Annotated in this window: 19 protein-coding genes and 1 tRNA gene; 13 read left to right on the top strand and 7 right to left on the bottom strand. The window is 42.5% G+C overall.

Annotated elements, in window-relative coordinates; translation table 11 throughout:
- Positions 1-34 precede the first annotated feature (34 nt).
- The 4 genes from LZF95_RS13510 to LZF95_RS13495 all read right to left on the bottom strand — a co-directional run bounded on the left by LZF95_RS13510 (position 35) and on the right by LZF95_RS13495 (position 4,207).
- Positions 35-802, bottom strand: a complete 768-nt coding sequence (locus LZF95_RS13510) for a LytTR family DNA-binding domain-containing protein (RefSeq protein ID WP_233755608.1) — start codon at positions 800-802, stop codon at positions 35-37.
- A gap of 83 nt (positions 803-885) precedes the next feature.
- On the bottom strand, positions 886-1,977 hold the full coding sequence (locus LZF95_RS13505; RefSeq protein ID WP_233755607.1) for a sensor histidine kinase: 1,092 nt from the start codon (positions 1,975-1,977) through the stop codon (positions 886-888).
- Entirely contained in the window at positions 1,974-3,002 is a 1,029-nt protein-coding gene (locus LZF95_RS13500) for a sensor histidine kinase (protein WP_233755606.1), read from the bottom strand. The genes LZF95_RS13505 and LZF95_RS13500 overlap by 4 nt, the downstream gene beginning before the upstream one ends.
- 77 nt (positions 3,003-3,079) lie before the next feature.
- Positions 3,080-4,207, bottom strand: coding sequence for a hypothetical protein (locus tag LZF95_RS13495; protein WP_233755605.1), 1,128 nt, complete (start codon positions 4,205-4,207; stop codon positions 3,080-3,082).
- A gap of 589 nt (positions 4,208-4,796) precedes the next feature.
- On the opposite strand from LZF95_RS13495, the gene rpsA reads away from it, so the two are divergent.
- From rpsA to LZF95_RS13480, 3 genes are all read left to right on the top strand, one after another.
- Positions 4,797-6,566, top strand: coding sequence for a 30S ribosomal protein S1 (gene rpsA, locus LZF95_RS13490; protein WP_233755604.1), 1,770 nt, complete (start codon positions 4,797-4,799; stop codon positions 6,564-6,566).
- Positions 6,567-6,855: 289 nt separating this feature from the next.
- Positions 6,856-8,124 (top strand): hypothetical protein, encoded by a 1,269-nt coding sequence (locus LZF95_RS13485; RefSeq protein ID WP_233755603.1) that lies wholly within the window; start codon positions 6,856-6,858, stop codon positions 8,122-8,124.
- A 63-nt stretch (positions 8,125-8,187) separates the two neighbouring features.
- Positions 8,188-8,595: a hypothetical protein gene (locus tag LZF95_RS13480; RefSeq protein ID WP_233755602.1), complete on the top strand. Its 408-nt coding sequence runs from the start codon at positions 8,188-8,190 to the stop codon at positions 8,593-8,595.
- Positions 8,596-8,603: 8 nt separating this feature from the next.
- Here LZF95_RS13480 and LZF95_RS13475 read toward each other — a convergent pair whose 3' ends face one another.
- From LZF95_RS13475 to LZF95_RS13465, 3 genes are all read right to left on the bottom strand, one after another.
- Entirely contained in the window at positions 8,604-10,844 is a 2,241-nt protein-coding gene (locus tag LZF95_RS13475) for a molybdopterin cofactor-binding domain-containing protein (RefSeq protein WP_233755601.1), read from the bottom strand.
- A complete protein-coding gene (locus LZF95_RS13470; RefSeq protein ID WP_233755600.1) occupies positions 10,841-11,317 on the bottom strand; it encodes a (2Fe-2S)-binding protein in 477 nt (158 codons plus the stop codon). Before LZF95_RS13470 ends, LZF95_RS13475 begins: the two co-directional genes overlap by 4 nt.
- Positions 11,318-11,631: 314 nt before the next feature.
- A tRNA-Cys gene (locus tag LZF95_RS13465) sits at positions 11,632-11,702 on the bottom strand.
- Between the two features lie 365 nt (positions 11,703-12,067).
- On the opposite strand from LZF95_RS13465, the gene LZF95_RS13460 reads away from it, so the two are divergent.
- From LZF95_RS13460 to cyoE, 10 genes are read left to right on the top strand one after another with little or no spacing between them, the layout of a single operon-like run.
- Positions 12,068-13,330 carry a c-type cytochrome gene (locus LZF95_RS13460; protein WP_233755599.1) on the top strand — a complete coding sequence of 421 codons (1,263 nt, stop codon included), beginning with the start codon at positions 12,068-12,070 and terminating at the stop codon, positions 13,328-13,330.
- Between the two features lie 39 nt (positions 13,331-13,369).
- Positions 13,370-16,453 carry a TAT-variant-translocated molybdopterin oxidoreductase gene (locus tag LZF95_RS13455; protein WP_233755598.1) on the top strand — a complete coding sequence of 1,028 codons (3,084 nt, stop codon included), beginning with the start codon at positions 13,370-13,372 and terminating at the stop codon, positions 16,451-16,453.
- Positions 16,454-16,470: 17 nt separating this feature from the next.
- Positions 16,471-17,835: an NrfD/PsrC family molybdoenzyme membrane anchor subunit gene (gene nrfD / locus LZF95_RS13450; protein WP_233755597.1), complete on the top strand. Its 1,365-nt coding sequence runs from the start codon at positions 16,471-16,473 to the stop codon at positions 17,833-17,835.
- Positions 17,836-17,837: 2 nt separating this feature from the next.
- Complete coding sequence (locus tag LZF95_RS13445; RefSeq protein WP_233755596.1) at positions 17,838-18,368, top strand: DUF3341 domain-containing protein; 531 nt, start codon at positions 17,838-17,840, stop codon at positions 18,366-18,368.
- Between the two features lie 13 nt (positions 18,369-18,381).
- A complete protein-coding gene (locus LZF95_RS13440; protein WP_233755595.1) occupies positions 18,382-19,083 on the top strand; it encodes a cytochrome c in 702 nt (233 codons plus the stop codon).
- A 2-nt stretch (positions 19,084-19,085) separates the two neighbouring features.
- Positions 19,086-20,378, top strand: coding sequence for a quinol:cytochrome C oxidoreductase (locus tag LZF95_RS13435; RefSeq protein ID WP_233755594.1), 1,293 nt, complete (start codon positions 19,086-19,088; stop codon positions 20,376-20,378).
- 22 nt (positions 20,379-20,400) lie between these two features.
- Positions 20,401-21,432, top strand: a complete 1,032-nt coding sequence (locus tag LZF95_RS13430) for a cytochrome c oxidase subunit II (RefSeq protein ID WP_233755593.1) — start codon at positions 20,401-20,403, stop codon at positions 21,430-21,432.
- A gap of 18 nt (positions 21,433-21,450) precedes the next feature.
- Complete coding sequence (locus LZF95_RS13425; protein WP_233755592.1) at positions 21,451-23,334, top strand: cbb3-type cytochrome c oxidase subunit I; 1,884 nt, start codon at positions 21,451-21,453, stop codon at positions 23,332-23,334.
- Positions 23,318-24,394 carry a heme A synthase gene (locus LZF95_RS13420; RefSeq protein WP_233755591.1) on the top strand — a complete coding sequence of 359 codons (1,077 nt, stop codon included), beginning with the start codon at positions 23,318-23,320 and terminating at the stop codon, positions 24,392-24,394. Before LZF95_RS13425 ends, LZF95_RS13420 begins: the two co-directional genes overlap by 17 nt.
- A gap of 2 nt (positions 24,395-24,396) precedes the next feature.
- A complete protein-coding gene (cyoE, locus tag LZF95_RS13415) occupies positions 24,397-25,299 on the top strand; it encodes a heme o synthase (RefSeq protein ID WP_233755590.1) in 903 nt (300 codons plus the stop codon).

Raw genomic sequence — 25,299 nt, 5'->3', positions numbered from 1 at the left:
GCGTGCCTCAACTACCTATCAGCAATTAGCCTGCTTAGAGGTTTCTTTCACCGTCCAGCCATTCCTTAAATCGGTTTACACGATCGCGGCTTACAATAATTTCCTCGGTATAGTGGAAGTTGGTATTGATCTTTAGGCGACTGTTGGAATACACCAATACATCTTTTATGGTTTCCAGATTGACCAAATAGCTTCTGTTGACACGAAAAAACACCGATGGATTGAGGATCTCCTCTAAAGTTTCCAATTTGTAATCGGTGATAAATTTACGTCCATCCTCCCTGATGATGTAAGTGTTCCTTCCCTCGGCAAAAAATAGTTTGATGCCGGAGCTGGGTACAGTGTGGATGTGCTCTCCGATTTTCACCATAAACCTCTCCTTGTAGGTTGGATTGGAGAGTGTCTTCCACATCATTTGGTTTGGTTGATTCTCGGAAGAAGCTTCTTTTAGTTGACGGAATTTGTCCAGACTAGCAGCAAAGGAAGCGTATCTGATTGGTTTGAGGAGATAGTCGATTCCATTAGCTTGAAAAGCTTCCAACGCATATTGATTGTGTGCTGTAATGAAGATCACAGGCTTAAAAAATCCTACCTTATCCAATGCCTGAAATGAAAGCCCATCAGCCAACTGTACATCCACCAAAAGAAGATCTGCTTTTGCACCGTGCGCGTTTAATAGTGGGACAGCTTCGCTAATGGATTGCGCTATGCCAATTATTTCGGCATTGGGATCGTATTGAAGGAGAAAATGAGTGATTTTTTCCAATGCAGGAAGCTCATCTTCTATCACTATTACTTTCATCTGTTTATAATTGTTTTTTAATGGTCATATGGAATCTCGCATATTTGATAATCATTCCACTGTGTGATCCCGTAGGTAAGGGATCATGCTCGATTTCCTATAGTGTCAGTTGAATAGATTGAGATTTGATCAGGTCTTGTAGTCGGAAATGGAACCTCCAAGGGGATGTAAATCGAAAAGGTAGAATTATCCGACCAGTGGAGGGATTTGTTGAGCCAGCCATATTGCTTCTTTATCATGCTTAAAGTTTCAAAAAGTAGCTCGTTAGTGGTCAAAGAGAAGGCACTGGGAAAACTTATGATCAGATCTTTGTTTCTGATTTCTAATAGGATTTCCAAGCCAAATTCAGAGGATGAAAGTTGAGAATAGGCGATGGCTTCGAGGATTTTAGTCAAGGTACGCGGCACCAAAAGGAAATTGTCCAGATCTTCAGGAATGGATATGCTGATGTTTTTGGAGATAAATTGGTTCAAAAATACCTCCTCACTTTTCATAGCGGTCAATTCATCTTCAAGGGACACTAGTTCTTCCTGCGTTCTCAGAGAATGCCTGTAGATATCCGAAAGCAGTACTATTCCCTCTTCTGCCAGTGCATTTCGATTTTCTTTAATACGGAGTACTATCGACTCCAGTCCTGCTAAGAGAAATTGTGGATTGAGCATATAATGAAAAAGATCAACACTTTTGCGCAATTCTTCTTCATGCTGTTGTTCTTTTTCCAGCTCATGTTCAAATTTATTGTGAATGAAATAAAAGCCTAAAAAATGGCTTTGATACATTAGTGTAACAAAAAGAAATATTCCATTGAATATTTTTAGTTCTGTCATGTAGATAGATACATCTGCCATGTTTTCAAACCAATAGAAATAAGCAATCAAAAGGAGGCTAATAGAAACTAGTGAAGCAATGATCGAAGCAAGAAGCAATGCGATGGTATGCTTCATGAAGAGAGCACCTCGTTGAAGTTTTTTTTCAAAAAGGACCAGAAGCATCTGATTGACTTCCAGAAGAGCATAACTTGCTAAGACACAGAACAAAAATTCACGAGTAAAGAAGTCCTCTGTGATATTGCCGACTGTATCAAATGCCAGAAGTATCCCAAGGTATACCAGAGTGCCTACAGGCAAGGGCAGTAAAAGTCTGTATATAGGTTTGATTTGTGTCAATGGGGTCATTGTTTTGCAGTGTTCTGGGTGATATAAGGCAAACAGACACAATAGAGTCCTTCCAATTGATAAATGGAGGGAGCAGAATTTCCGTGATATAGATAGCGCTCTTTCAAATTGTTCAGCCCCACACCTGTTGATTGTACGGAAAGTGGCTTTTTTGTAATACTGTTAGCTACAACCACCTGCCCTTGATCGGCAGTGATGATTATTTTGACGGGATTGTCTAGGCTCGCTACATTGTGCTTCAGTGCATTTTCTACCAGCAACTGAATACCAAGTGCGGGGATTTGTTTGGAAACGAATTCGGGTTTGATTCTTTTCTCCAAGACCACCTTTTCGCCGTATCGTACCTGCATCAAATGCATGTAATTGTCAATGATTTCTATTTCCTGCTCCAAGGTGTTGAGTGGCTGTATGCCGTTCTTGATGAGATTGGTGAAATTAAATGCCAGCTTTCGGATGAATTCCTCTGCTTTCTGAGGTTGGTGGGTTATCAGATTGGAGGCGCTGTTCAGCGAATTGAACAAAAAATGGGGAGTAAGTTGGGATCTGAGAAGCTTAAATTGGAGTTCTTGTTTATTTCTGGACACTCTCATTGCTTGAATAGTTTCCTTGGAAAACCGTGCAAAAGAAAACCAGCTATAATCAATCCAAACAATAATAAGAGATACTATAAAGGCGACTACGCTTCCTTTGAGCGTTATATCCCCACTGGCATAATCCTGGACATTTCCCATGGCTTTTTGGGCCATACCCTCAAGGAGATAGGAATAGCTTGTCAAAGTGCCCCAGATCAGCAATATGATAAAACCTGACCGCATAACATGCCCTTTGTCCCAAGGCTGAAGTCTCACGATAAAAAGGTACCCCATGGAAAGAGCCAATCCTACTGGAATGATCATAAACAACAGGATCCACTGCTTATGACTGATTGTGCCCTGCCATGTCAATAATTCTCCATTGTAAAGTAGGTAGAGAGTGAGACTGCAGGTCAGCACGATTGCCAGAAAAAAGGAAATGGTTTTTTCCATGGGGAATTGAACACGTAGAAACGCGAGGGTGAATTTGAAGGATTAAGTTACAAAACCATTCGACACTGAACACTCAATTAGCCTGCACATCTCATGACCTCACCAAAGAAATGAGTGGACTTGATTTCTGATTTTGCAGTTTCACGTATTTTTGCCTTCACTTTTTCAGATCCTTGTTTTTGACAAAGGTATTTCAGGATTTCAGCTTTAAAATGATCGCTTTGGATGTCCTTAACTCCTGAAAGGACTATCAGAGATCGATCTTCAGTCATATTTCCCTTATTTATGGCAGTCTTTAATAATTCATTCTTAAAGTGGTCCGAGTCTATAGAACCCACCAGTTCATCTATCATAAATTTCAAATCCTGGTCTGATAGATCTTCAAAGTCAATCGAACGGGCTATTTCGGTTTTGAAGTGATCACTGTCAATCATCTTGATCAGTTCAATGGATTTTTGACCTTCACCTTTAATCACATTTGCGGAGAAAATCGGTTTGAGTAGCTCTGCCTTGAAATGATCAGACTGTAAAGATTCGACAGCTCTTCTAAGCAGGTTTACATCGTTGAAATAGGAAGGACTAACTTTCTTGAAAATTTCAGTCTGGTAGTGATCGGAACTCACTTGGCTGATGGTTTTATCAATTGTAGCAGTTATTTCATTTGATTTCAGGTTTTTTTTCAGAAGCAATCCGAGGTACTGCGTTTTGACATGATCGCTGTGTAGATTTCCGATGATATCCAGTACAGACTTGATGCCACCTTTGGCATATAAGCGTTCTACGCGGTCTTCGGCACCTATTGTAGTGGTATTTAACAGTTCGGGCAGAATTTCTGCTAGCCACACCCTGCCATCAGGTTCAAACGGTTTGACAGATCTGCCTTCTTTATATTCGTAATCCAATCCACCGTTAGAGTTGCTTATAAAAATTGATCGTGTATTGCCAAAGGTGGTTTTCTCTATTTTAAGGTAACCTCCTTTGGAGATAGAGCTTATTGATTTTTCATCGCTTCCTATGGCTATCTTTCCATTCGATTCAATGTTCAATTTTTGATTGTTGTCATTGGATGTAAAACGGCTGGTATAGCCATTGCTAGAACTTGTATTGGAGCTGCTTCTCGATTGGGCATGAGCTACATTGAAAGCAAAAAGGCTGTAAAGGCAGAGGAATGTGCTAGCGAGCCTAAGTATAGATGTCCTGTTCATAGTTAGAAGTAAGGTGTTGTTGAGTTTCTTTTGGTAAATATTGTCTTATCGATGTTCTGGATAAAACGAGAAGGAGTGAACAGGGGAATCTGTGTACTGAATCGTTGGAGAAATGAGGTGAATATAGTTTGGGAACTCAACCTAATCCGCGATTTTCTCAATCCAAATCAATACTTAATTGAAAGGTGAGCCTAGTGATGATAGCTGTTGCGGTCTTCTTTTTATCTAACCCCCCCTATTTCATTGAAAACTATAAGGAGTTATCTGTCCCATTGCACCACAGAAAGCGGTCATATGATTTTCTAAATCCATTCTTGCATAATCCAGAGAGCTATCAAGGCGATGTCAGAAAATAGGCCTTGATTCAGTTTTGAGTATAGTGAAGTCGCTATATAGTTAATAATGTGCTATATCGCATTTATTTATGTGCCGTTTTTTGTTCTAGAATTCCTCCTTTATCAATATTTCCTTACCTTTGCAGTCCGTTCGGGTGAATGGGGTGTGTTTTGCTTGCTTAATGCATTGATTTACAACTAAAAACAATGGCCTCCTGACCCGAGGGCTATTGCTATTCAGGGTTTTTACTATTATGTCTAACAAAGAAGATTTTAACTGGGACAACTTCGAAACCAAAGGTTTTGGTGAAGGATATTCCAAAGAACAGCGTGAGCAGATGGCTGCTATGTACGAAGGTACATTGGGCGAGATCACTGAGAAAGAAGTAATCAAAGGCACCGTAGTAGGTGTGAATGAAAAGGACGTAATCATTAACATTGGCTTCAAATCTGATGGATTGGTTCCTCTTTCCGAATTCAGGGATCTTGAGTCTATCCAGCCTGGTGATACGGTAGAGGTATTCATCGAAGAGCAGGAAAACGCACTTGGACAGTTGATCCTTTCCCGTAAGAAAGCCAAGATCGTACGTGCATGGCAGGACATCGAAGATGCCCTTGAGCATGACAACGTGATCGAAGGTTTGGTGAAAAGAAGAACTAAGGGTGGTCTGATCGTAGATATCTACGGTGTAGAGGCATTCCTGCCAGGTTCTCAGATTGACGTCAAGCCTATCAGAGATTTCGATATCTATGTAGGTAAGAAAATGGAAGTGAAAGTGGTGAAAATCAACCACGCAAATGATAACGTAGTAGTGTCTCACAAAGTGCTCATCGAGAAAGATCTTGAGAAGCAAAAAGCTGAGATCCTAAACAACCTTGAGAAAGGTCAGGTATTGGAAGGCGTGATCAAGAACATGACCAACTTCGGTGTATTCATCGATCTAGGTGGTGTGGATGGTCTTCTTCATATTACGGATATCTCTTGGGGACGTATCAATCATCCAGAAGAAGTATTGCAACTTGACCAGAAAGTTCAGATTGTGGTTCTTGACTTTGATGATGATAAGAAGAGAATTTCTTTGGGTATGAAGCAGCTTACTGCCCATCCTTGGGATTCTTTGGCGTCTAGCCTTGAAATCGGATCTAGAGTTAAAGGTAAGATCGTAAACGTAGCAGACTACGGTGCGTTCCTTGAGCTTGCTCCAGGTGTAGAAGGTTTGATCCACGTATCTGAAATGAGCTGGTCCCAGCATTTGAGAAACCCTGCTGACTTCGTAAAAGTAGGTGACGAAATCGAGGCTGTAGTATTGACTCTTGATAAGGACGACAGAAAAATGTCTCTTGGTATCAAGCAGTTGACTGAGGATCCTTGGACTAAGAACGACATGGGTACTAAGTATGCGGTAGGTTCTAAGCACAAAGGTGTGGTAAGAAACTTGACCAACTTCGGCCTATTCCTTGAGTTGGAAGAAGGAATTGACGGTTTGGTTCACGTATCTGACCTTTCTTGGACCAAGAAAATCAAGCATCCATCTGAGTTTGTGAAAGTAGGGGACGAGCTAGAAGTAGCAGTTCTTGAGCTTGACGTGGACAACAGAAGATTGGCTCTTGGTCACAAGCAATTGGAGGAAAATCCATGGGATACGTTCGAATCTGTATTCCCTATCGGATCAGTTCACAAGTGTACTGTAGTCTCTAAAAATGACAAAGGCGCGGTTCTAGAATTGCCTTATGGTCTTGAAGGATTTGCTACTGTGAAAAACTTGGAGAAAGAAGACGGATCTCAGGTAGAGGTTGGTGAAGCTTTGGACTTCAAAGTGACTGAATTCTCTAAAGACGATAAGAGAATCGTTCTTTCTCATACTGCGATGTTCAGAGAAGATGCGAAGCCAGCTAAGAAAGAAGTGAAGAAGAAATCTGATTCAGGTTCTGCCTCTTCGTCTTCAGCTCCGGCTGAAAAGTCAACACTTGGTGACTTGGACGCTTTGACTCAACTGAAAGAGCAAATGGAAGGAAAGAAGTAAGAAGTTAGATTCTAGTAGTTAGAATCATCAAGACTTATTACTCAATATAATGGAAGACGCCGGCTGAAAAGTCGGCGTTTTTTTTTGTTTTTAACCGCGGAGTACACGGAGTTCAAACGGAGAGCACAGCTTTATTAGTCGTTCTGGCTACATTTGCTATCCTTCTTCTCCAGAAGCTGGATCCTAATTTAGATAACGTTGCTAGAATAGTGAAGACTTGTTGCCTTTGTAGCATATCCGCTCCAGCTTTCGTCTTGGCCTAACTGGTTTTATCAGTAATTTCGATCTTATGAAAAACACGGTTTTACTAATACTATCAATTTTTATTCTTTCGGCCTGCGAGAATTTCGATGATCCGATTCCAGAAGGCAGTTTTTTGGAAACGCCAATACTTTCTACCAAACTAGTGGATTCAGACAAGGTTCAACTTACATGGAATTCAAACCAGTTCTGTGCTGGATTTTGTCCCACTATTGTGCTAGCGACAAGCTATGAAATCTGGACAAAGTCACTTACGTCTAGTGCAAACTATAAATTTGCTGAAGTCCAAGCCGGAGAAATGAGATTCTTGGTGGAAGGATTGGAGCCGGGCGTGAGGCAGGAGTTCTATGTGGTGGCAAAGCGGGCTAATGTCAGTAACCAAAGCAACCGGGTGATGGTCGTACCCAATGATCTTCCCGTTGTAGAGACCATTTTCGAAAATACGGGCTTTGATTATATCACGCATCCACAAATTTCTCCCAAAGGTGACCAAATCGCCTATACCATTTCTGAATCGGCTTCTATTTTTACTTCCCAAGGGGTGTACCTCTATGATGTTCAGGGCAAAACCCAAGAGAAAATTCCCGTAAACGGAAACTATCCTTCTTGGTCAGCTGCGGGAGACAAGCTGGTTTTGGTGAAGCATGATGAAGCTCAGTCTATAATCAGGATGTATAGTCTTGCGTCAAATACGGTGGAAGAAATAGTCAGAGACTCATTCAAGCAGTATTTTCCTGCATTCGCTGTGGCCGACACGACCTTGGTTTATTTTTTGGATAGTTTGGACGAAGGCAACCAACGTATGATTGTTTACAATCTGGATGAAGAGGCTACCAACCCAAAAAATCCTGTTAGAGCGGTGTTGTATCCTGAAAATTCTGTGACTCCAATGCTCGGAATGTCTTATGAAGCCGAAGGAAATAATCTGGCTTATGGGCTTGCTACTGCGAAAGAAACGAATACTGGTTCTGCTTACGACATCGTTGGGTTTGCGGTGAATAGTCCATCTGTTTTGATAAATTGGGTGATGTCAGATTGGAATGACAGCAACCCGGCTTTTTCTCCGACTGATCCGGATTTGTTGGCTTTTATTTCGGATCGTTCCGGAGTTGCGCAATTATGGATTAGGAATTCCGCAACAGGGAGGTTGATCCAGGTGACGGACTTTCAGGAAAATGAGTGGATCACTACAGGGGTTGTAGGGCTGAGTTGGTTTGGGGAGAAATTGTATTGTAACACGCGGGATTCGCAAGGGGGTACAAAAATGGTCCTGGTCGATGTTTCTTCCTTATTGTAAAATTAAATTTTGTAGCGAATAGGCTATGAGCTTCGTCCTTTTTATACGTTCAAACTATTGATTATGAGAAGCTTTTGGATGGGAATTATCGTAATGATTTCTTTCACTTCATGTGATAAAGATCAAAACCTCCCATTAGAGCTTACTGCTGATGGACTGGTGGGAAAGTGGGAACTTTATCAATACCAGGGTAACACGGGAGCTGAGGACTATAGAACTGCCTATGAGCCTACTGGTAAAACCATCACTTTTTCCTCTAGTGGTGAGTTAAATGTTGTAGAGTTTTTTAATTGTAATATAGGAGAATACGAAGTGGCTGATCTCAGGCTCACAGTGATGTTTGATTGCGAAGAAGAGGTACCCGAACGAATTTACTTAATGAAGAAGGAAGGTTTTGACCTAGCTCTTTCTCCTCTGGCTCCGAACATGTGTATTGAGGGGTGCTCTTATATTTTCAAGAAAATTGGTTAAATGTCGAATTAACCGATTGAGTCCCAATCAATCTTTTCTGGTTTGATAGGCAAATTCCGGATTCTACTCCCGGTAGCATCAAATACCGCATTGGCGATAGCGGCAGCTACAGGGCCCATAGCCGCCTCACCAGCTCCCATAGGTTTGGTTTCTGGCCTGTCGATGATGTGGACTTCCACTTCCGGCACATCCCTCATTCTCATTATCGGATAGGATTCCCAGTCTGTACTGGTGATTCCTGTCCTGTCAAAATCCACCTCCTCCATCATTGTCCAACTGGCGGATTGGATCATTCCACCTTCGGTCTGGTTTTTAAGCCCGTCGGGATTGATTGTCAATCCAGAATCGATCACCCCTATGAGCTTTTTGAGCTTGTATCCCTTTGATGCCATATCAATTTCCACTTCTGCCAACACGGCAAAATATGAGGTTGCGTTTTTATACCTTGCGTAAGCCACACCAAATCCCTTGGTAGGGGTTTTGGCTCTTGATTTCCAGTTTGATTTTGTGGCCAGTTCTTCCAAAACAGCTTTTGCACGGGGATCATCCAGGTTTTTGACCCTGAATTCTATGGGGTCAGTGCCTGATTTGTAAGCCAACTCATCCATAAATGACTCCATGGCAAAGGTATTCCCATAAGCACCTAGTCCACGGAGGGAAGATGTGCGAAGTGGCCCGTCATAGTTGAATAGGTGAAGTTGTTTAGCGGAGAAATTGTATTCTGGAATCCCATTTCGATGTGAACCACCAGAGAACCCACCTTTCCGAAACCCAACTGGTGGATCCATATGTCTTGCGGATATGAAACTCCCTGCTCGCCCATTTGGCCGTGTGCTATGTGAGTCCGACCAGACAATACTGTCCCAAGCCAACAGTTTTCCTTCGGGATCAACACCTGCCGAAAGCCTAAATGCCATCGCAGTTCCATATGGTTCCCATTTATTTTCATCTTCCCGCATCCATTGTAACCGGATGTGTTTTCCCGGGAATTCTTTCGCAATCAGTGCCGCTTCGGCAGAGACATCATCCGCCCCGTTATGTCCATAGCATCCAGATCCCGGCACACCGATGCATCTTATTTTTTCAGCATCGATGGAAAACAGGTCTGCTAAAGTCGAGCGTACCGGATATACACCCTGAGTCGCTGTCCATACCGTAAGTTCTTCATCTTCCCAAATTGCCACTGCACAAGACGGCCCCATGGAAGCGTGCATGAGATATGGTTTGAAGTATTCTGCGTGATGGCTTATGGCAGCACTATTTATGGTTTTTTCAATACCCGGTGAAAGTTTCACTTGCTCAGCTTCTCCAGGTGTGTTTTTGATTGAGTCAAAAAGCTGATCTGGGGAGGTTTTAATGGGATCCCTATCCCAGATCGCTGAATGTTTTATTTTATCCCGAGCCTGTACCGCTTGATATTCCCGCTGTGCCACTACAGCCAGGAAGCTCCCGTTTTTGATTACTTTGATGACTCCGTCCATGGCCTCCACCTCGCTTAAGTCTATCGACCGTAGTCTGTCTTGATAAGAAGGTGGGTGAAGAATGCGGGCATGCAGCATACCACTCATGCTGAGGTCATGCACAAAATGGGATCCCCCTCTCACCATTTTGTCGATATCTTCTCTGCCTAGGGGTTTACCTACATATTGATAATTTTTTGGGGCTTTCAAGGGGGCCTCTCCGGAGATATTCTCTTCGATGTATTTTCCTTTTAGGAGTTGCCAATAGCTTATTTTGTCTCCGGCATGGGATTTAATAGTACCGTCTTCTACCAGCAACGCATCAGGGGAGAGATTCCATTTAGAGGCCGCCATTTTTAGAAGGTATTGCCTGGCTTCTGCAGCAGCCTGTCTGATTGCGCTACCACTTCCTTCCACTGAGTTGCTTCCTGCGGTAAACCCTTCATTGGGTGTCTGCCCGGTGTCGGAGTTTATTATATGACAGCGTTGTGGAGGGATATAAAGTTCTTCAGCTGCGATTTGAATCAACGCGGTTTTAATGCCTTGCCCCAATTCCTGCTTACCAGAAAGTACAGTGAGATATCCTTCCGCATCCAGCCTGATCCAAGAATCAACCAGTTTGTTGTCTATCGTTGGACGAGCAAGGATGCCCGGATAGGGAATCTGGTCATTTTGCTCCGCCTTACTATGACAAAATGAGAGAGGTAAAAGATTAAACCCTATCATCAAATGTCCCGTGGTACGGAGAAAAGAGCGTCGGCTAGGCTGGGTTACGTGTATGTCTTTCATGAGTTGGAATTTATTCTTTCAGATGCCAGCTTTACGGCTTTGATAAATCGTGAATGCGTACCACAGCGGCAGATGACAGGATCCAGTGCTGTGCGGATTTCATGCTCACTCGGATTAGGGCTGTTTTCTAATAAAGCCACCGCAGATACGATCATGCCATTGACGCAATAGCCGCATTGGGCAGCTTGGGTGTCTATGAAGGCCGTCTGAACAGGGTGAAGTGCTCCATTTTGTCCCAGTCCTTCCAATGTGGTGATTTTCAGGTTTTCAAAACTTACACATGGCCGTAAGCAGGTGGGCTCAGCCTTGGAGTCAACAATCACCATACATGCGCCGCATTGATGGATTCCACAGCCATATTTCGCTCCTTTTAGCCCCAGCTCATTGCGTAGGATATAAAGTAGCGGTTCCTCAGGATTTGCAGAAATAGACTTTGATTCACCGTTTACCTGTAAAGTTATTTTTTGTGTCATGACTATCAGTGGTTTAATTTTTAAACTAGAGAAAGTATGTCTGAATTGCAATGATGAATTGAGGGGAGAATGAGGATTGAACTATGAGTGGTGTGATGAGCTGATAAATTGCAACTAGAGCTGAAGCAGAAAAATATCCGTCGCAATGATTGTGGGGTAGGGGCGCATGTGAGCCCGACAACAGATAAAGGCAGGTTCTGGGCCAACCTCAAATGATGGGGCCTTCATCTATGGCAAAAGCCATGAGGGTCAATTGGTGATGTGGAGGGGGGAAATAAAAAAAGCATTCGCCACGGCTAATGCTTTTTAAAATGAGGTCGAGAGCGGATTCGAACCGCTGTAGAAGGTTTTGCAGACCTCTGCCTAGCCACTCGGCCACTCGACCAATCAGAATTGGAATGCAAATGTAGTTATTATCTTTGTCCTTACAATAAAGGGCTGGATTAATTTAAATTTTTTAATGAAATAGGGCTTCACCATTAATTTGAATTCAATAATTCAGGATCTTGTGTCACGGGATTTCAACGTAACCTTTAAAAGGTTGCAAAATACCTTCTATTTATAAACATTCTAAATTGATTTGTGCCTCTTTATTACTTCTTAATGACCTGTTATACAGTAGTATATAAAATTAAACGCTGTGTACCCTTAGTGTCTGCCATCCATCAAGACAAGTTTGAAAAATTGGCTTCGGGTAGTACCTTTGCAGGGGTTATAAAAAACCGATTAAACTATTTAATTAGCTATAATATGTTATCCAAACGCTCGTTAGTAGGGGTTCGATTGAATTTCCACACACTGGCAGTGCTGTTTTTCATGCTGATTGGGACGCAGTCCTTTGCTGTAGCCCAGGAGGTTGATAGTAGCGACGAAGCAGTAGCAGCAGGAAAGGCTGTATTCAATGCAAATTGCAAATCATGCCACAAGTTAGACCAGAAGTTTACCGGGCCGGCTTTGAGAGGGGCTACCCAGCGACAGCCTGTTGAAGCAGTTAAGAGATTTATAGTAAATTCTTCGGAGGTGATTGCTTCCGGTAATAGTTACTATAATTCACTCTTCAAAGAGTATGGAAATCTTCAGATGCCCGCTCACAATTTTTTGAGTGACGACGAGTTGAATAACCTGCTATCATACATAGAGTATGGGGATACTGCGGATGCAACAGCTGCTACAGCTGAAGGAGGTGCGGAAGGAGGAGCTGTATCGGCAGGAGGGGGGATCCCGAATGAATACCTTACAGTTATCCTGGGTGTATTAGTTGTCGTCCTACTTTTGATTTTGGTAGTATTGGGCCTGATTATTTCAGTTTTGACCAAATACCTATCAAAGCAAGAGCTTGATGAAGACGATAAGGAATTTGTCTCCCAAAAAACCAATCTAAGCAAAGTATTTAAAAGTGACATGTTTATAGTGATTGTCACTGCACTTGTAATCGCATTGGTCGCCAAAACTGCTTTGGATGGTTTGTATTCCGTAGGTATCCAACAGGGGTATGCTCCATCACAGCCGATAGCCTATTCTCACGCGCTTCATGCAGGTACATTGGAGATCGAATGCCAGTATTGCCACACTGGAGTAGAGATAGGTAAATCAGCAAATATTCCTTCAGCTAATATCTGTATGAACTGCCACACGCATGTACAGAATGTAGCTGGCCAAGAAGGAGTATCTCCAGAGATACAAAAAATCTACGATGCAGTAGATAATAACCAGCCAATCGAATGGGTACGAGTTCACAATTTGCCTGATTTGGCTTATTTCAACCATTCCCAACACGTATCTGTAGGTCAAATAGAGTGTCAGACCTGCCATGGCCCTATTCAGGAAATGGAAGTGGTAGGACAGCACAGTTCCCTTACCATGGGCTGGTGTATTGATTGTCACAGACAGACAGAGATTACTACTGAGGGCAATGCCTATTATGATAAGTTGGTTCAGATTCACTCAGACTCCAAAGATGCTTTGAAAGTAAAGGACATCGGAGGTTTGGAGTGTGCCAAATGCCACTATTAATTCATTATTCTTTTCGCAAATTCATTCTTATATAATAAAATGAAGGAAAATAAAAAAACGTACTGGAAAGGGCTTGAGCAGCTCAGTAACAATCCAGAGTTTGTAAAGAACGCTAACAGGGAATTTCCTGAGCTTCCTTCTACACTCAACGAAGAGGGTAGTGCATCCAGAAGAGATTTTCTGAAAGTAATGGGATTCAGCTTGGCAGCAGCTTCTTTGGCTGCTTGTGAAGCTCCTGTAAGAAAGATGATCCCTTATGTGAATAAGCCGGTTGATATCAACCCATCTATTCCTAATTACTATGCATCAAGTTATTTTTCCGGAGGAGAATATGCTTCGGTAGTAGTCAAAACCCGTGAGGGGCGACCTATCAAAGTCGATGGCAACACGCTTTCTCCAGTTACAAAAGGAGGAACGAGCGCAATAGTTGAGGCTTCAGTTCTCTCTTTATATGACAAGGCTAGACTAACGGGTCCATTTGTGTCCGGCCAACAATCCGATTGGGCTACATTGGATGCGGAAGTAGCATCTAAGTTGAAATCGGCAGGTTCTGTTAAGCTTGTTACAAACACAATTCTTTCCCCATCTACTGAAAAGGCTATCCAAGCACTTTCTGACTCTTTGGGAGGAGTAGATGTAGTGACTTATGATACTTCTTCTGCTTATGGTATCACTCGTGCAAATGAAGTTTATTATGGCAAAGCAGTATTGCCTACCTATAGATTTGACCGTGCCGAGACTATTGTCAGCTTCGGAGCTGATTTTCTAGGTACATGGATCGCGCCGATTGAGTTTTCCAAGCAGTACGGTACTGGTAGGAAAGTATCTAAGGAGAAGCCTGAGATGTCCCGTCATTATCAGTTTGAGTCTAACCTTTCTTTGTCAGGAGCTAATGCGGATTACCGTACTCCTATCAAAGCTTCCCAAAGTGGACTGGCTGTTTTAGGATTGTATAATTTATTGGCAAAGAAAGCTGGTGCAGCTGCAGTTTCAGCTCCGGCATCAGAATTTGCACACCTCGCAAAAGCGGCTGAAGATCTTTGGACTAAAAGAGGTAAATCTCTTGTAGTATCAGGTTCCAATGATCCTAACGTGCAAATTTTAATCAATGCAATCAATGAATTGCTTGGTAACGTAGGCACAACTGTAGATCTGGTAAAAACCAGTAACTATAAAAAAGGAGATGACCGGGCGATGAACCAGTTCATATCCGATCTAGCTGCAGGCAAAGTAGGAGGAGTGATTTTCTACAACTGTAATCCTGTCTATGATCATCCGCAAGGAGAAGCCCTAGGCCAGAATATCAGCAAAGCCAAAGTTTCCGTAGCGACTAATCTAACGCTAGATGAAACAGCCTCTTTGGTACAGTATGTCGCTCCGGATCATCATTACCTTGAATCCTGGAATGACTTTAACCCTCAGGTAGGTGAATACAGTTTATCGCAACCTACTATTTCCCCACTTTTTGATACAAGACAGGCACAGGATTCATTCTTGAAATGGTCTGGTTCTGGATCAAGTTATTATGAATTTATTCAGACTAACTGGCAGCCATTTTTCTCTATGCAGACTGAATCAGGAGATTTCCAAGAGTTTTGGGACAGAGCGCTTTACAATGGGTTTTATTCAACTCCGATAGCTTCAGGAGAAGTTGTTTCTGGCGTTGGAGCAGATCTTAACGCCGCCGCCACCGCAGTGACCAAGTCAGCATCAGCTGCCGGGGAAGGAGCCGAGTTGGTGATTTATCAGAAGATAGGCTTAGGCGATGGTACTTATGCCAACAACCCTTGGCTGCAGGAAATGTCAGATCCTATTTCCAAAGCTACTTGGGACAATTATTTGACAGTTTCCCAAAAATGGGCTTCTGACAACGGAGTAACGATGAATGAGGGAGAAACATCCAAAGCCTCTATCAGTGTAGATGGTAAGTCCTTGATCGTTCCTATCTTAATTCAACCAGGACAGGCGGAAGGCACTTTCGGTTTGGCAGTAGGATATGGCAGGACAAAAGCTGGCCGCGTAGGAAATGGCGTAGGAGTAAATGCTTATAGCTTACTTGACATTTCCAAAGGCTTTGTCAATGCTGACATTACCGGAGTAGAAGTTTCCGCTACAGGAGAATCATACAGAATAGCGCGTACGCAGACCCATCAGACATTTATGGGGCGTGAGAATGTGATTCAGGAAGCTACGCTTGCTGATTACAAAGCGGATCCTTCCGCTGGTCGATATCACCCGGAAATATATAAGGATGGTGAGTTTGTAAAACCATCAAAAATCTCACTTTGGTCAGGACACCAGTATTCAAATCATCACTGGGGACTTGCCATCGATATGAACTCATGTATAGGTTGTGGAGCATGTACGGTAGCCTGCCAGGTAGAGAATAACGTGGCAGTAGTAGGTAAGCAAGAGGTATTGAACAGAAGAGAAATGGCATGGATCAGAATTGACCGCTATTATTCGTCTGATGCCCCTGCTGATGATTTGAAACAAATGGAAGTGGCAGCTCAGAATCCTGAGGTGACATTCCAGCCTATGATGTGCCAGCAGTGTAACAATGCTCCATGTGAGACAGTTTGTCCTGTGGCCGCGACCACGCACTCTACTGAAGGTCTTAACCAGATGACTTACAACAGATGTATAGGTACAAGGTATTGTGCCAACAACTGTCCGTATAAAGTACGTCGATTCAACTGGTTCAAATACCATGATAATAAGGACTTTGCCGGAGTCAATGTCGCACAAAACGATGATTTGGGCAAAATGGTACTTAACCCTGACGTGACTGTACGAGCACGTGGTGTCATGGAAAAATGCTCCATGTGTGTGCAGAGAATACAGGCTGGTAAGCTGGAAGCCAAGCGTGAGAAGCGTAAAGTGAAAGATGGCGACATCAATGTAGCTTGTGCAGTGGCTTGCTCTACTGATGCCTTGGTTTTTGGTGATCTGAACGATGCGAACAGTAGAGTTTCTAAAATGTTGAAGATCGAGGAAAACACTACTTCAGCCACTAAGGAAGTGAATGAAGAAAGAGCCTACCACGTACTGGAGGAGATCAATGTGAGTCCAAATATTTGGTACTTCACAAAAATCAGAAATAAAGATAAAAACGAAGCGTAATCAAAATTTATTAAACTATGCAGGTTACTTCATCCGTACGCGAGCCGTTAGTTACCGGGGGGAAATCCTACCATGACGTGACAAATGATGTGTCGCGCCATGTAGAAGCTAAACCAAATATCAGGTGGTTTCTGGCTTTTCTTACCTCCGCCGGGGTTTTGGCCTTAGGATCCATAGCTGTTATCGCCACCGTGTGGGAAGGCATTGGTATGTGGGGGCTAAACAAAACCGTAGGTTGGGCTTGGGATATTACCAACTTTGTTTGGTGGGTAGGTATTGGTCACGCTGGTACACTTATTTCAGCAGTATTGCTACTTTTCAGACAGAAGTGGAGAACATCCATCAACCGTGCAGCAGAGGCGATGACTATCTTCGCTGTTATCTGTGCGGCTATGTTCCCGGTACTTCACATGGGACGCCCTTGGCTAGGTGCATATTGGGCACTTCCACTGCCAAACGTTTTCGGTTCTCTTTGGGTTAACTTCAATTCCCCGCTTCTTTGGGACGTGTTTGCGATTTCTACTTATTTCTCTGTATCCTTAGTATTCTGGTACATTGGTTTGATTCCTGATTTCGCTACCATCAGAGATAGGGCGACAGGGCTAAGAAGGATCATTTATGGAGCCCTTTCTTTTGGATGGGATGGCGCTGCCAAGTCTTGGAGCCGTTATGAATCAGTTTCATTAATTCTGGCAGGTTTGGCTACTCCTCTTGTACTATCTGTACACACTATTGTATCCTTTGACTTTGCTACCTCCGTGATCCCGGGTTGGCATACCACTATTTTCCCTCCATACTTTGTGGCTGGTGCGATTTTCTCGGGTTTTGCCATGGTGTTGACCCTGATGATTATTACGAGGAAGGTTTACAAACTGGAGGATTACATCACTATTGGCCACATCGAGTTGATGAATATTGTAATCATCATCACGGGTTCCATAGTGGGGATCGCCTATATTACCGAATTTTTCATCGCTTGGTATTCAGGTGTTGAGGCAGAGCAATATGCATTTATCAACCGTGCTACCGGCCCTTACTGGTGGGCATACTGGTCGATGATGACCTGTAACGTGATTTCTCCTCAGTTATTCTGGTTTAAGAAAATCCGTACATCCATTGTCGCTACCTTTGCGCTGTCTATAGTAGTGAACATAGGTATGTGGTTTGAGCGATTTGTAATTATAGTAACCTCACTACACAGGGATTATCTACCGTCTTCTTGGGCGATGTTCTACCCGTCATGGGCAGATGTGGGAGTTTATCTGTTTACTTTTGGTTTGTTCTTCACGCTGTTCTTTTTGTTTGCCAAATTCTTCCCGGTAATCAACATGGCTGAAGTGAAATCTGTATTGAAGTCATCATCTGATAAAGTGCATAAATAATCATGGAAAGAGATACACATTTTGTTACTGGGGTTTACGAAGATGAGGATGTTTTACTTCAGGCTATCAAAGAAGTAAGATCTTCAGGAATAAAAATTCATGAGGTTTATTCACCTTACCCGGTTCACGGGATAGATGATTACCTGGGTTATAAGAGAAGTAAGTTGCCTATCGCCGCTTTTCTTTTTGGGCTTTTGGGTACTACATTGGCCTTGACTATGCAGTTTTATATGATGAGGTTTGACTGGCCTATGATTATTGGGGGTAAAGACTTCGCTGCTTTTCCTGATTTCATACCTGTAACTTTCGAACTGACCGTGTTATTGGCTTCATTCGGGATGGTAGGCGTGTTCATGGTGAGCACTAATCTGAAGCCTTGGGCCCAGCCTAGAATCTTTGATTTGAGAATCACTGATGATAAGCATGTCATGGCGATTGATATAGCTAATAATTCAGCTATTGAATTGGCAAGGATTGAAGAAATATTGAAATCTTCTGGGGCATCAGAGGTTAATAAAAAAAGTTTTGAATAGTAAATCTGGAAAAATGAAGATTGCTAAGACACTAAGTATTTTGGGGATTTCAGTAGCAGGGGTTGTACTCGCTGGCTGTAGAGCCGGAGGTGAAAATCAAGGCTTGGAATTCGCCCCTCAGATGTACCACTCTGTGGCCTATGAGCCCTTGACTCAAATCATGGATTCTGAGACAAAAGGTAACCTTATCTCAAATAGAGAAGATGGTAAGGGGGAATATTTCAACAGTAATATCAATAATCCCCATAATATGAATATGCGGGAGCCTGTGGCCAATACTGTCCCTAGAAATAAGCAAGGTTATCTGCCTTACCGATATAAAGCTTTTGAAGTAGAGGAGGCTGGAGCTGCTATGAAAAACCCTATTCAGTTGAATGACGAGGTTTTGACGGAAGGAAAGAGACTATACCAGTTATACTGTACCCCATGCCATGGAACCGGCGGGCAAGGTGACGGTAAAGTAGGAGAGATAATCGGTGGTGTGGCTAACCTTACTGGTGGTGCTTATACAGGCCTCTCTGAAGGACATATCTATCATGTAATCACCAAAGGAAAAGGTAGAATGGGAGCTCATGGATCTCAGATAACTCCGGAAAACAGATGGAAAATTGTCCACTATGTGAAGCAAGAACTCCAAGGGGGACAAAATGCTGACAATGCGACAGCAGAAGTAGCAGACGAAGAAGTTACACAACAAGAAACTCCAGCGAATTAATTATGGCTCATCACGCACAACACTATAATCTGGATCAAAAATTTGATTTCACAGCAGCGATCAAGAAAAGCGTTTTTACGGTTTTGGGTATCGGTGCGGCACTACTGGTAATAGGTATTGTAATGGCAATGTTTGGTGGAGGCCATCATGAAGCTGGTGAGGCTGAAGGGCATGCATTTCACTGGTATCAGCGTCTTTACGCCAACCTTTGGATCAATAATGTGTATTTCACAGGAATAGCTATCATCGGCGTTTTCTTCTTTGCTATACAATATGCCGCTCAGGCTGGATGGTCTACAGCTATCATCCGAGTGATGCTGTCTCTTGGCAACTGGTTGCCAATTGCTGGAGTATTGATGATTGTTACGTTTTTCATAGCCAATCATGATTTGTTCCACTGGACCCATTCTTATTTATTTGATAAGAATGCTCCTGAATATGATAAGATCATCGACGGAAAAGGAGCTTTTTTCTACTGGCCGATGGCAAAAGGAACATTCCCGATTTTCTATATCATCAGAATGGTCTTGTTCTTTGGTTTTTGGGTATTCTTTTTCAAGAAGTTCCAAAGCTTTACATACAATGAAGATCTAATCGGAGGTACTGCGTCTTGGTACAAGATCAGAAGTTGGTCAGCATTTTTCCTGATTTTCTTCGCTGTATCTTCTTCTATCGCAGCGTGGGATTGGGTAATGTCTATTGATACCCATTGGTTCTCCACTTTGTTTGGATGGTATGTGTTCTCCTCATGGTTTGTAGCAGGACTTTCTGCGATTACCTTGATTACTATTTTCCTGAAGAGCCAAGGTTTATTGGAAATGGTCAATGAAAATCACGTACATGATTTGGGTAAATTCATATTTGGATTTACAATTTTCTGGACGTATTTATGGTTTTCCCAGTTCCTTTTGATTTACTATGCTAATATTCCCGAGGAGTCTGTTTACTTCATCGAGCGATTGTCAAGTGATATTTATGGCCCCTTCATTTTTGTGAATTTAGCCATGAACTTTGTACTTCCTTTCCTGTTACTAATGACGAGGGACTCAAAAAGACACGGGGTATTCTTGAAACTGGTTTGTGCATTGATCATTGCCGGTCATTGGGTGGATTTCTTCCTAATGGTTCAGCCTGGCACCTTGGGCCATAATGGGGGAGTAGGGTTTATGGAAGTTGGTATGTTCTTAGTCTATGGGGCAGCCTTTATATTTGTAGTACTTTCTGGATTGGCCAAAGGAAACCTTGTTCCTAAAAACCATCCTATGCTTGAAGAAAGCTATCATCATCACATTTAATATTTGCCGAAATAATTAAGATATGTACGGATTTCTGATTGGAGTAGGGGTTCTTTTATTGCTTTCTATCATATGGATGGTATATAGAATCCAAACATTGGTCTCTGTGGTAAAAGGATCTGACAAGAAGATCGCCTCAGGGAGCAATAAGGTTAATGCAATTTTATTTATTGTCTTTTTGGTGGGGGCCGGAGCATTGATGTTCTGGTATTCAATAAAAGAATTTGATAATTATCAATTACCCATTGCATCTGAGCATGGGGTGGTGACTGATTCTCTTTTCTGGTGGTCTATGGCAATTACCGGCATAGTGTTTTTGATCACCCATGTGTTGTTGTTCATTTTTCCCTATAAGTATCAGTATAGCGAAAAAAGAAAGGCTTCTTTCTATCCAGATAACAATAAGCTGGAGATTATTTGGACGATAGTTCCTGCTGTAGTACTTGCCGGATTGGTTATATCAGGATGGATGGCTTGGTCCGATATTACGGCTCCTGCCCCAGAAAATGCACATACTGTTGAGATTTTAGGATCTCAGTTTAACTGGGATATTAGATATCCAGGCAAAGATCAGGTGCTTGGTGATTACGACTATAGGCTTATCACAGCTTCTAATGCACAAGGGATAGATTTTACGGATAAAAATGCACTGGATGACTTTTCCTCTCCTGTGGTAGTGATCCCAAAAGGAGAACCAGTTTTATTCAAAATAAGAGCTAGGGATGTGCTTCATTCAGTTTTTGCTCCTCATATGAGGTTGAAGATGGATGCAGTACCAGGCATGCCTACTAGGTTCTGGTTTGTTCCTACCAAGACCACTGCGGAAATGAGAGAGGAAACGGGTAATCCGGAATTCAATTACGAGATAGCTTGTACCGAAATCTGTGGACGTGGTCACTTCTCCATGAGAAGAGTTATAGAAGTAGTGGAGCCTGAGGAATACCAAAAATGGTTTGCATCGCAAAAGACTTTCATTCAGAATAATCCGGCACTTGCTACGGGTTTGCCTTCTGATGCCAAAGAGCTTGCAGAAATACAATTTAGCGAAAAGTAATAAACAAAATTATAGATTATGTCAACATCATCTGTCGCAAATCATGACGCAGCACACGATCATCACGACCATGAGCACCATGATAATTTTGTAACGAAATATATTTTCTCCCAAGATCATAAGATGATCGCAAAACAATACTTGGTTACGGGCATGTTTTGGGCTCTTATAGGGGGATTTCTTTCTATTCTATTCAGATTACAATTAGGTTTTCCTGAAATGGATTTATCTTTCCTGCGTCCTATTTTAGGAGGCTGGATAGATGAAGCAGGTAAGCTTGATCCTACGTTTTACCTGGCACTGGTTACTATGCATGGTACCATTATGGTGTTCTTTGTATTGACTGCAGGATTAAGTGGAACCTTCTCCAACTTTCTGATACCGTTGCAAATCGGAGCACGAGATATGGCTTCAGGTTTCATGAATATGCTTTCTTACTGGTTATTCTTCCTATCTGGAGTGATCATGTTCACGTCTCTATTTCTTAAAACAGGTCCAGCGGCAGGTGGATGGGTGGTTTATCCTCCTCTTTCTGCACTTGAGCAGGCTATTCCTGGTTCGGGATTAGGTATGACGTTGTGGTTGATTGCGATGACTTTTTTTATTGCCTCATCCTTATTGGGAGGGATAAATTACATCACCACGGTAATTAACCTAAGAACCAAGGGGATGTCTTTCTCTAGACTTCCATTGACTATTTGGGCATTTTTCCTGACTGCAGTAATCGGTCTTCTATCTTTCCCTGTATTGTTTTCTGCGGCACTCTTGCTTGTGTTTGATAGAAGTTTTGGTACTTCATTCTACCTTTCGGATATCTACATCAATGGTGAAGCTCTTCCTAATACTGGTGGTAGTCCAGTGCTGTACCAGCATTTGTTCTGGTTCTTGGGACACCCTGAAGTATATATAGTGTTGCTTCCAGCTTTGGGTATTACCTCTGAAGTGATAGCGACCAACTCCCGTAAGCCGATTTTCGGATACAAAGCCATGATTATTTCCCTATTGGGAATTACAGTGCTTTCTTTCGTAGTATGGGCTCACCACATGTTCGTGTCTGGTATGAATCCATTCTTAGGATCTATCTTCATGTTCCTGACCTTGATCATTGCGATACCATCTGCAGTGAAAGTCTTTAATTACCTGACTACTCTTTGGAGAGGCAACTTGATCTTTACTCCTGCGATGTTGTTCTCTATAGGGCTCGTGTCTTTCTTTATATCGGGTGGGTTAACGGGAATTTTCCTGGGTAATTCCGCTATCGATATACAGCTGCACGACACGTATTTCGTAGTAGCTCACTTCCACTTAGTGATGGGATCGGCATCTTTCTTTGGAATGATAGCTGGGGTTTACCACTGGTTCCCTAAGATGTTTGGAAGAATGATGGATGCCAGATTGGGCTATGTTCACTTCTGGATTACCTTTGTAGGGGTTTATATGGTGTTCTTCCCAATGCACTACATTGGTATCGCCGGCTTTCCTAGAAGATATTATACCTGGACAAACTTTGAGTTTGCCAATATGTACACTGACCTCAATATGTTTGTATCCACTGCAGCGATCATCACCTTTGCGGCACAGTTTATCTTCCTGTTTAATTTCTTCTACTCTATGTATAGAGGAAGAAAGGCAACGCAGAATCCATGGAGGTCAAATACTCTTGAGTGGACTACTCCGGTAGAACCGGGACATGGCAACTGGCCAGGGGAAATACCAGCTGTCTATAGATGGCCTTATGATTATTCCAAACCAGGTGCTGAGGAGGATTTTATTCCTCAGACAGTTCCTCTTTCAGCCACTCCGGAATCCAACTTACCTCATGAGCAGGAATTGGTTAAACTTGAACTGGAGATAATGAAGGAGGAAGAGGAGGCATTGGTTTCAAATGGAGCAAGCCACTAATAGATCATTAAATAGCTTTCGCCGTGTCAGTGTTATCACGGTGATAGCTGTTTATTTACTGATACTTATCGGAGGAATAGTCAGAAGCACAGGCTCAGGGATGGGATGTCCTGATTGGCCTAAATGCTTTGGTAGCATGATTCCACCAACCAGTGAAGATCAATTACCTAAAGATTATCAGGAGATCTATCTCAATAAAAGATTAGCCAAAAACGAAAGGTTTGTGGCAACCCTTGAAATGCTCGGGTTCTCCGAAAAGGCAAAGGAAATCGCCAATGACAAATCAATTTTAATTGAAGAAGATTTTAATCCGGTAAAGACATGGATTGAATACCTTAATCGATTGGCAGGAGTTGTAATTGGTTTCTTGATTATGCTTACGGTGTGGAAGTCATTTCCTCTTAGGAGGTATGATCACATGATCCCTGCCTTATCTGTATTCAACCTTGTTCTAGTCATATTTATAGGGTGGATTGGTTCCATTGTAGTATCTACCAACTTATTGCACTGGATGATCACCTTACATATGTTGCTAGCGCTGCTACTGGTATCCTTACTTATCTATGTGTATCATAGGTCTGGGAGGTTACTTAAAACCAAAGGCGTTAAAATGCATGTTCCTCATAGGATTGAGTTGGTCTTAGGGGTAGGAACTGTCCTAATGCTGATCCAGATCGTGTTGGGGACACAGGTTCGTGAGCAGATTGACATGATCTCTTCTTCCCTTGGTGATATGCTTAGAGAGGAATGGGTAGGGAGGACAGGATGGGAATTTGTGGTTCATCGATCCTTTTCACTGGTGTTATTGGGGATCCATTTGCTGTACTTCTTTTGGGCGTTTAAATATACGCTTAGAAGATCCGAAGTGAATCTTTGGTCTCAGGTCTTGATAATTCTGATCATATTGGAAATAGCAACGGGAATTGGCATGGCATACTTTGGTATACCTCCCTTCCTACAGCCGATCCATCTATTATTAGGTGCAATGATTATCGGTGTTCAAGTAATATTGCTGCTTGAAATCCGGGAAAACATTCAGTTTCGATTAAATACAAATTGATCATGAGGACAGTTGAAGTAACTGACCATTTTAGTAGTTCATTAATAAACAAAATCAAAGCTTATGCTGATTTGATTAAACTTAGGCTGTCAGCTTTAGTTACATTTTCGGCGGTTTTTGGTTATATACTTGGTGACCGAGGCATAAGTTTTGGGTGGTCGGGTTTTATTGGACTAGCACTGGGAGGATTCTTGATCAGTGGAGCATCCTGTGCAGCAAATGAGATATTGGAGCGTGATCTGGACAAGCTGATGAAGCGGACCCAGAACCGTCCACTTCCCCTAAAACTCATTTCCCTTCAAGAGGCTCTTTGGTTTACCTCTCTAGTAGCCTTAATTGGTGTTGCGTTACTTTGGTTTTTTACCAATCCCCTTACCACTTGCCTGGGGATGTTGAGCATGATCCTTTATGTATTCGTTTATACTCCCTTAAAGCGTGTAGGCCCTATAGCTGTATTTGTTGGTGCTATTCCAGGAGCTCTCCCACCTCTATTAGGTTGGACAGCAGCCACTGGCGCTATCTCCCATGAGGCCCTGATTATTTTCGGGATACAGTTTATCTGGCAGTTCCCCCATTTCTGGGCTATTGCCTGGGTTGGTGACGAAGACTACAAGGCTGCTGGATTTAAATTGCTTCCAAGTGGGGGGGGGAAGGATTTGAATACTGCTATCCAAATCATGATTTATACTTTGTTTTTATTGCCGTTGGGCTTGCTTCCGACCTATTTTGGTCTTACTGGGATGACTTCAGGGATAGTAGCCACTGTATGTGGTGTATTATTTTTGGCGCAGACTTTCTCTTTAATGAAGGACTGTTCCCGAAAATCCGCAATGAGAATAATGTTTGGTTCCTTTTTGTATTTACCTATAGTACAGATTGCTTACTTATTGGATAAACTACCCTAA

Source organism: Algoriphagus sp. AGSA1 (assembly GCF_021390545.1).
Classification (GTDB): Bacteria; Bacteroidota; Bacteroidia; order Cytophagales; family Cyclobacteriaceae; genus Algoriphagus.
Note: the sequence above shows the minus strand (reverse complement) of the source record. Positions and strands in the feature narration are given on the sequence as shown.

Bases quoted from the DNA above. Each gene is read 5' to 3' on its own strand.
- LZF95_RS13480 (WP_233755602.1), top strand. From the start codon at position 8,188: ATGAGAAGCTTTTGGATGGGAATTATCGTAATGATTTCTTTCACTTCA.
- LZF95_RS13485 (WP_233755603.1), top strand. From the start codon at position 6,856: ATGAAAAACACGGTTTTACTAATACTATCAATTTTTATTCTTTCGGCC.
- LZF95_RS13510 (WP_233755608.1), bottom strand. From the start codon at position 802: ATGAAAGTAATAGTGATAGAAGATGAGCTTCCTGCATTGGAAAAAATC.
- LZF95_RS13460 (WP_233755599.1), top strand. From the start codon at position 12,068: ATGTTATCCAAACGCTCGTTAGTAGGGGTTCGATTGAATTTCCACACA.
- LZF95_RS13430 (WP_233755593.1), top strand. From the start codon at position 20,401: ATGTACGGATTTCTGATTGGAGTAGGGGTTCTTTTATTGCTTTCTATC.
- LZF95_RS13470 (WP_233755600.1), bottom strand. From the start codon at position 11,317: ATGACACAAAAAATAACTTTACAGGTAAACGGTGAATCAAAGTCTATT.
- LZF95_RS13495 (WP_233755605.1), bottom strand. From the start codon at position 4,207: ATGAACAGGACATCTATACTTAGGCTCGCTAGCACATTCCTCTGCCTT.
- LZF95_RS13425 (WP_233755592.1), top strand. From the start codon at position 21,451: ATGTCAACATCATCTGTCGCAAATCATGACGCAGCACACGATCATCAC.
- cyoE (WP_233755590.1), top strand. From the start codon at position 24,397: ATGAGGACAGTTGAAGTAACTGACCATTTTAGTAGTTCATTAATAAAC.
- LZF95_RS13500 (WP_233755606.1), bottom strand. From the start codon at position 3,002: ATGGAAAAAACCATTTCCTTTTTTCTGGCAATCGTGCTGACCTGCAGT.
- LZF95_RS13445 (WP_233755596.1), top strand. From the start codon at position 17,838: ATGGAAAGAGATACACATTTTGTTACTGGGGTTTACGAAGATGAGGAT.
- nrfD (WP_233755597.1), top strand. From the start codon at position 16,471: ATGCAGGTTACTTCATCCGTACGCGAGCCGTTAGTTACCGGGGGGAAA.
- rpsA (WP_233755604.1), top strand. From the start codon at position 4,797: ATGTCTAACAAAGAAGATTTTAACTGGGACAACTTCGAAACCAAAGGT.
- LZF95_RS13420 (WP_233755591.1), top strand. From the start codon at position 23,318: ATGGAGCAAGCCACTAATAGATCATTAAATAGCTTTCGCCGTGTCAGT.
- LZF95_RS13435 (WP_233755594.1), top strand. From the start codon at position 19,086: ATGGCTCATCACGCACAACACTATAATCTGGATCAAAAATTTGATTTC.
- LZF95_RS13505 (WP_233755607.1), bottom strand. From the start codon at position 1,977: ATGACCCCATTGACACAAATCAAACCTATATACAGACTTTTACTGCCC.
- LZF95_RS13455 (WP_233755598.1), top strand. From the start codon at position 13,370: ATGAAGGAAAATAAAAAAACGTACTGGAAAGGGCTTGAGCAGCTCAGT.
- LZF95_RS13440 (WP_233755595.1), top strand. From the start codon at position 18,382: ATGAAGATTGCTAAGACACTAAGTATTTTGGGGATTTCAGTAGCAGGG.
- LZF95_RS13475 (WP_233755601.1), bottom strand. From the start codon at position 10,844: ATGAAAGACATACACGTAACCCAGCCTAGCCGACGCTCTTTTCTCCGT.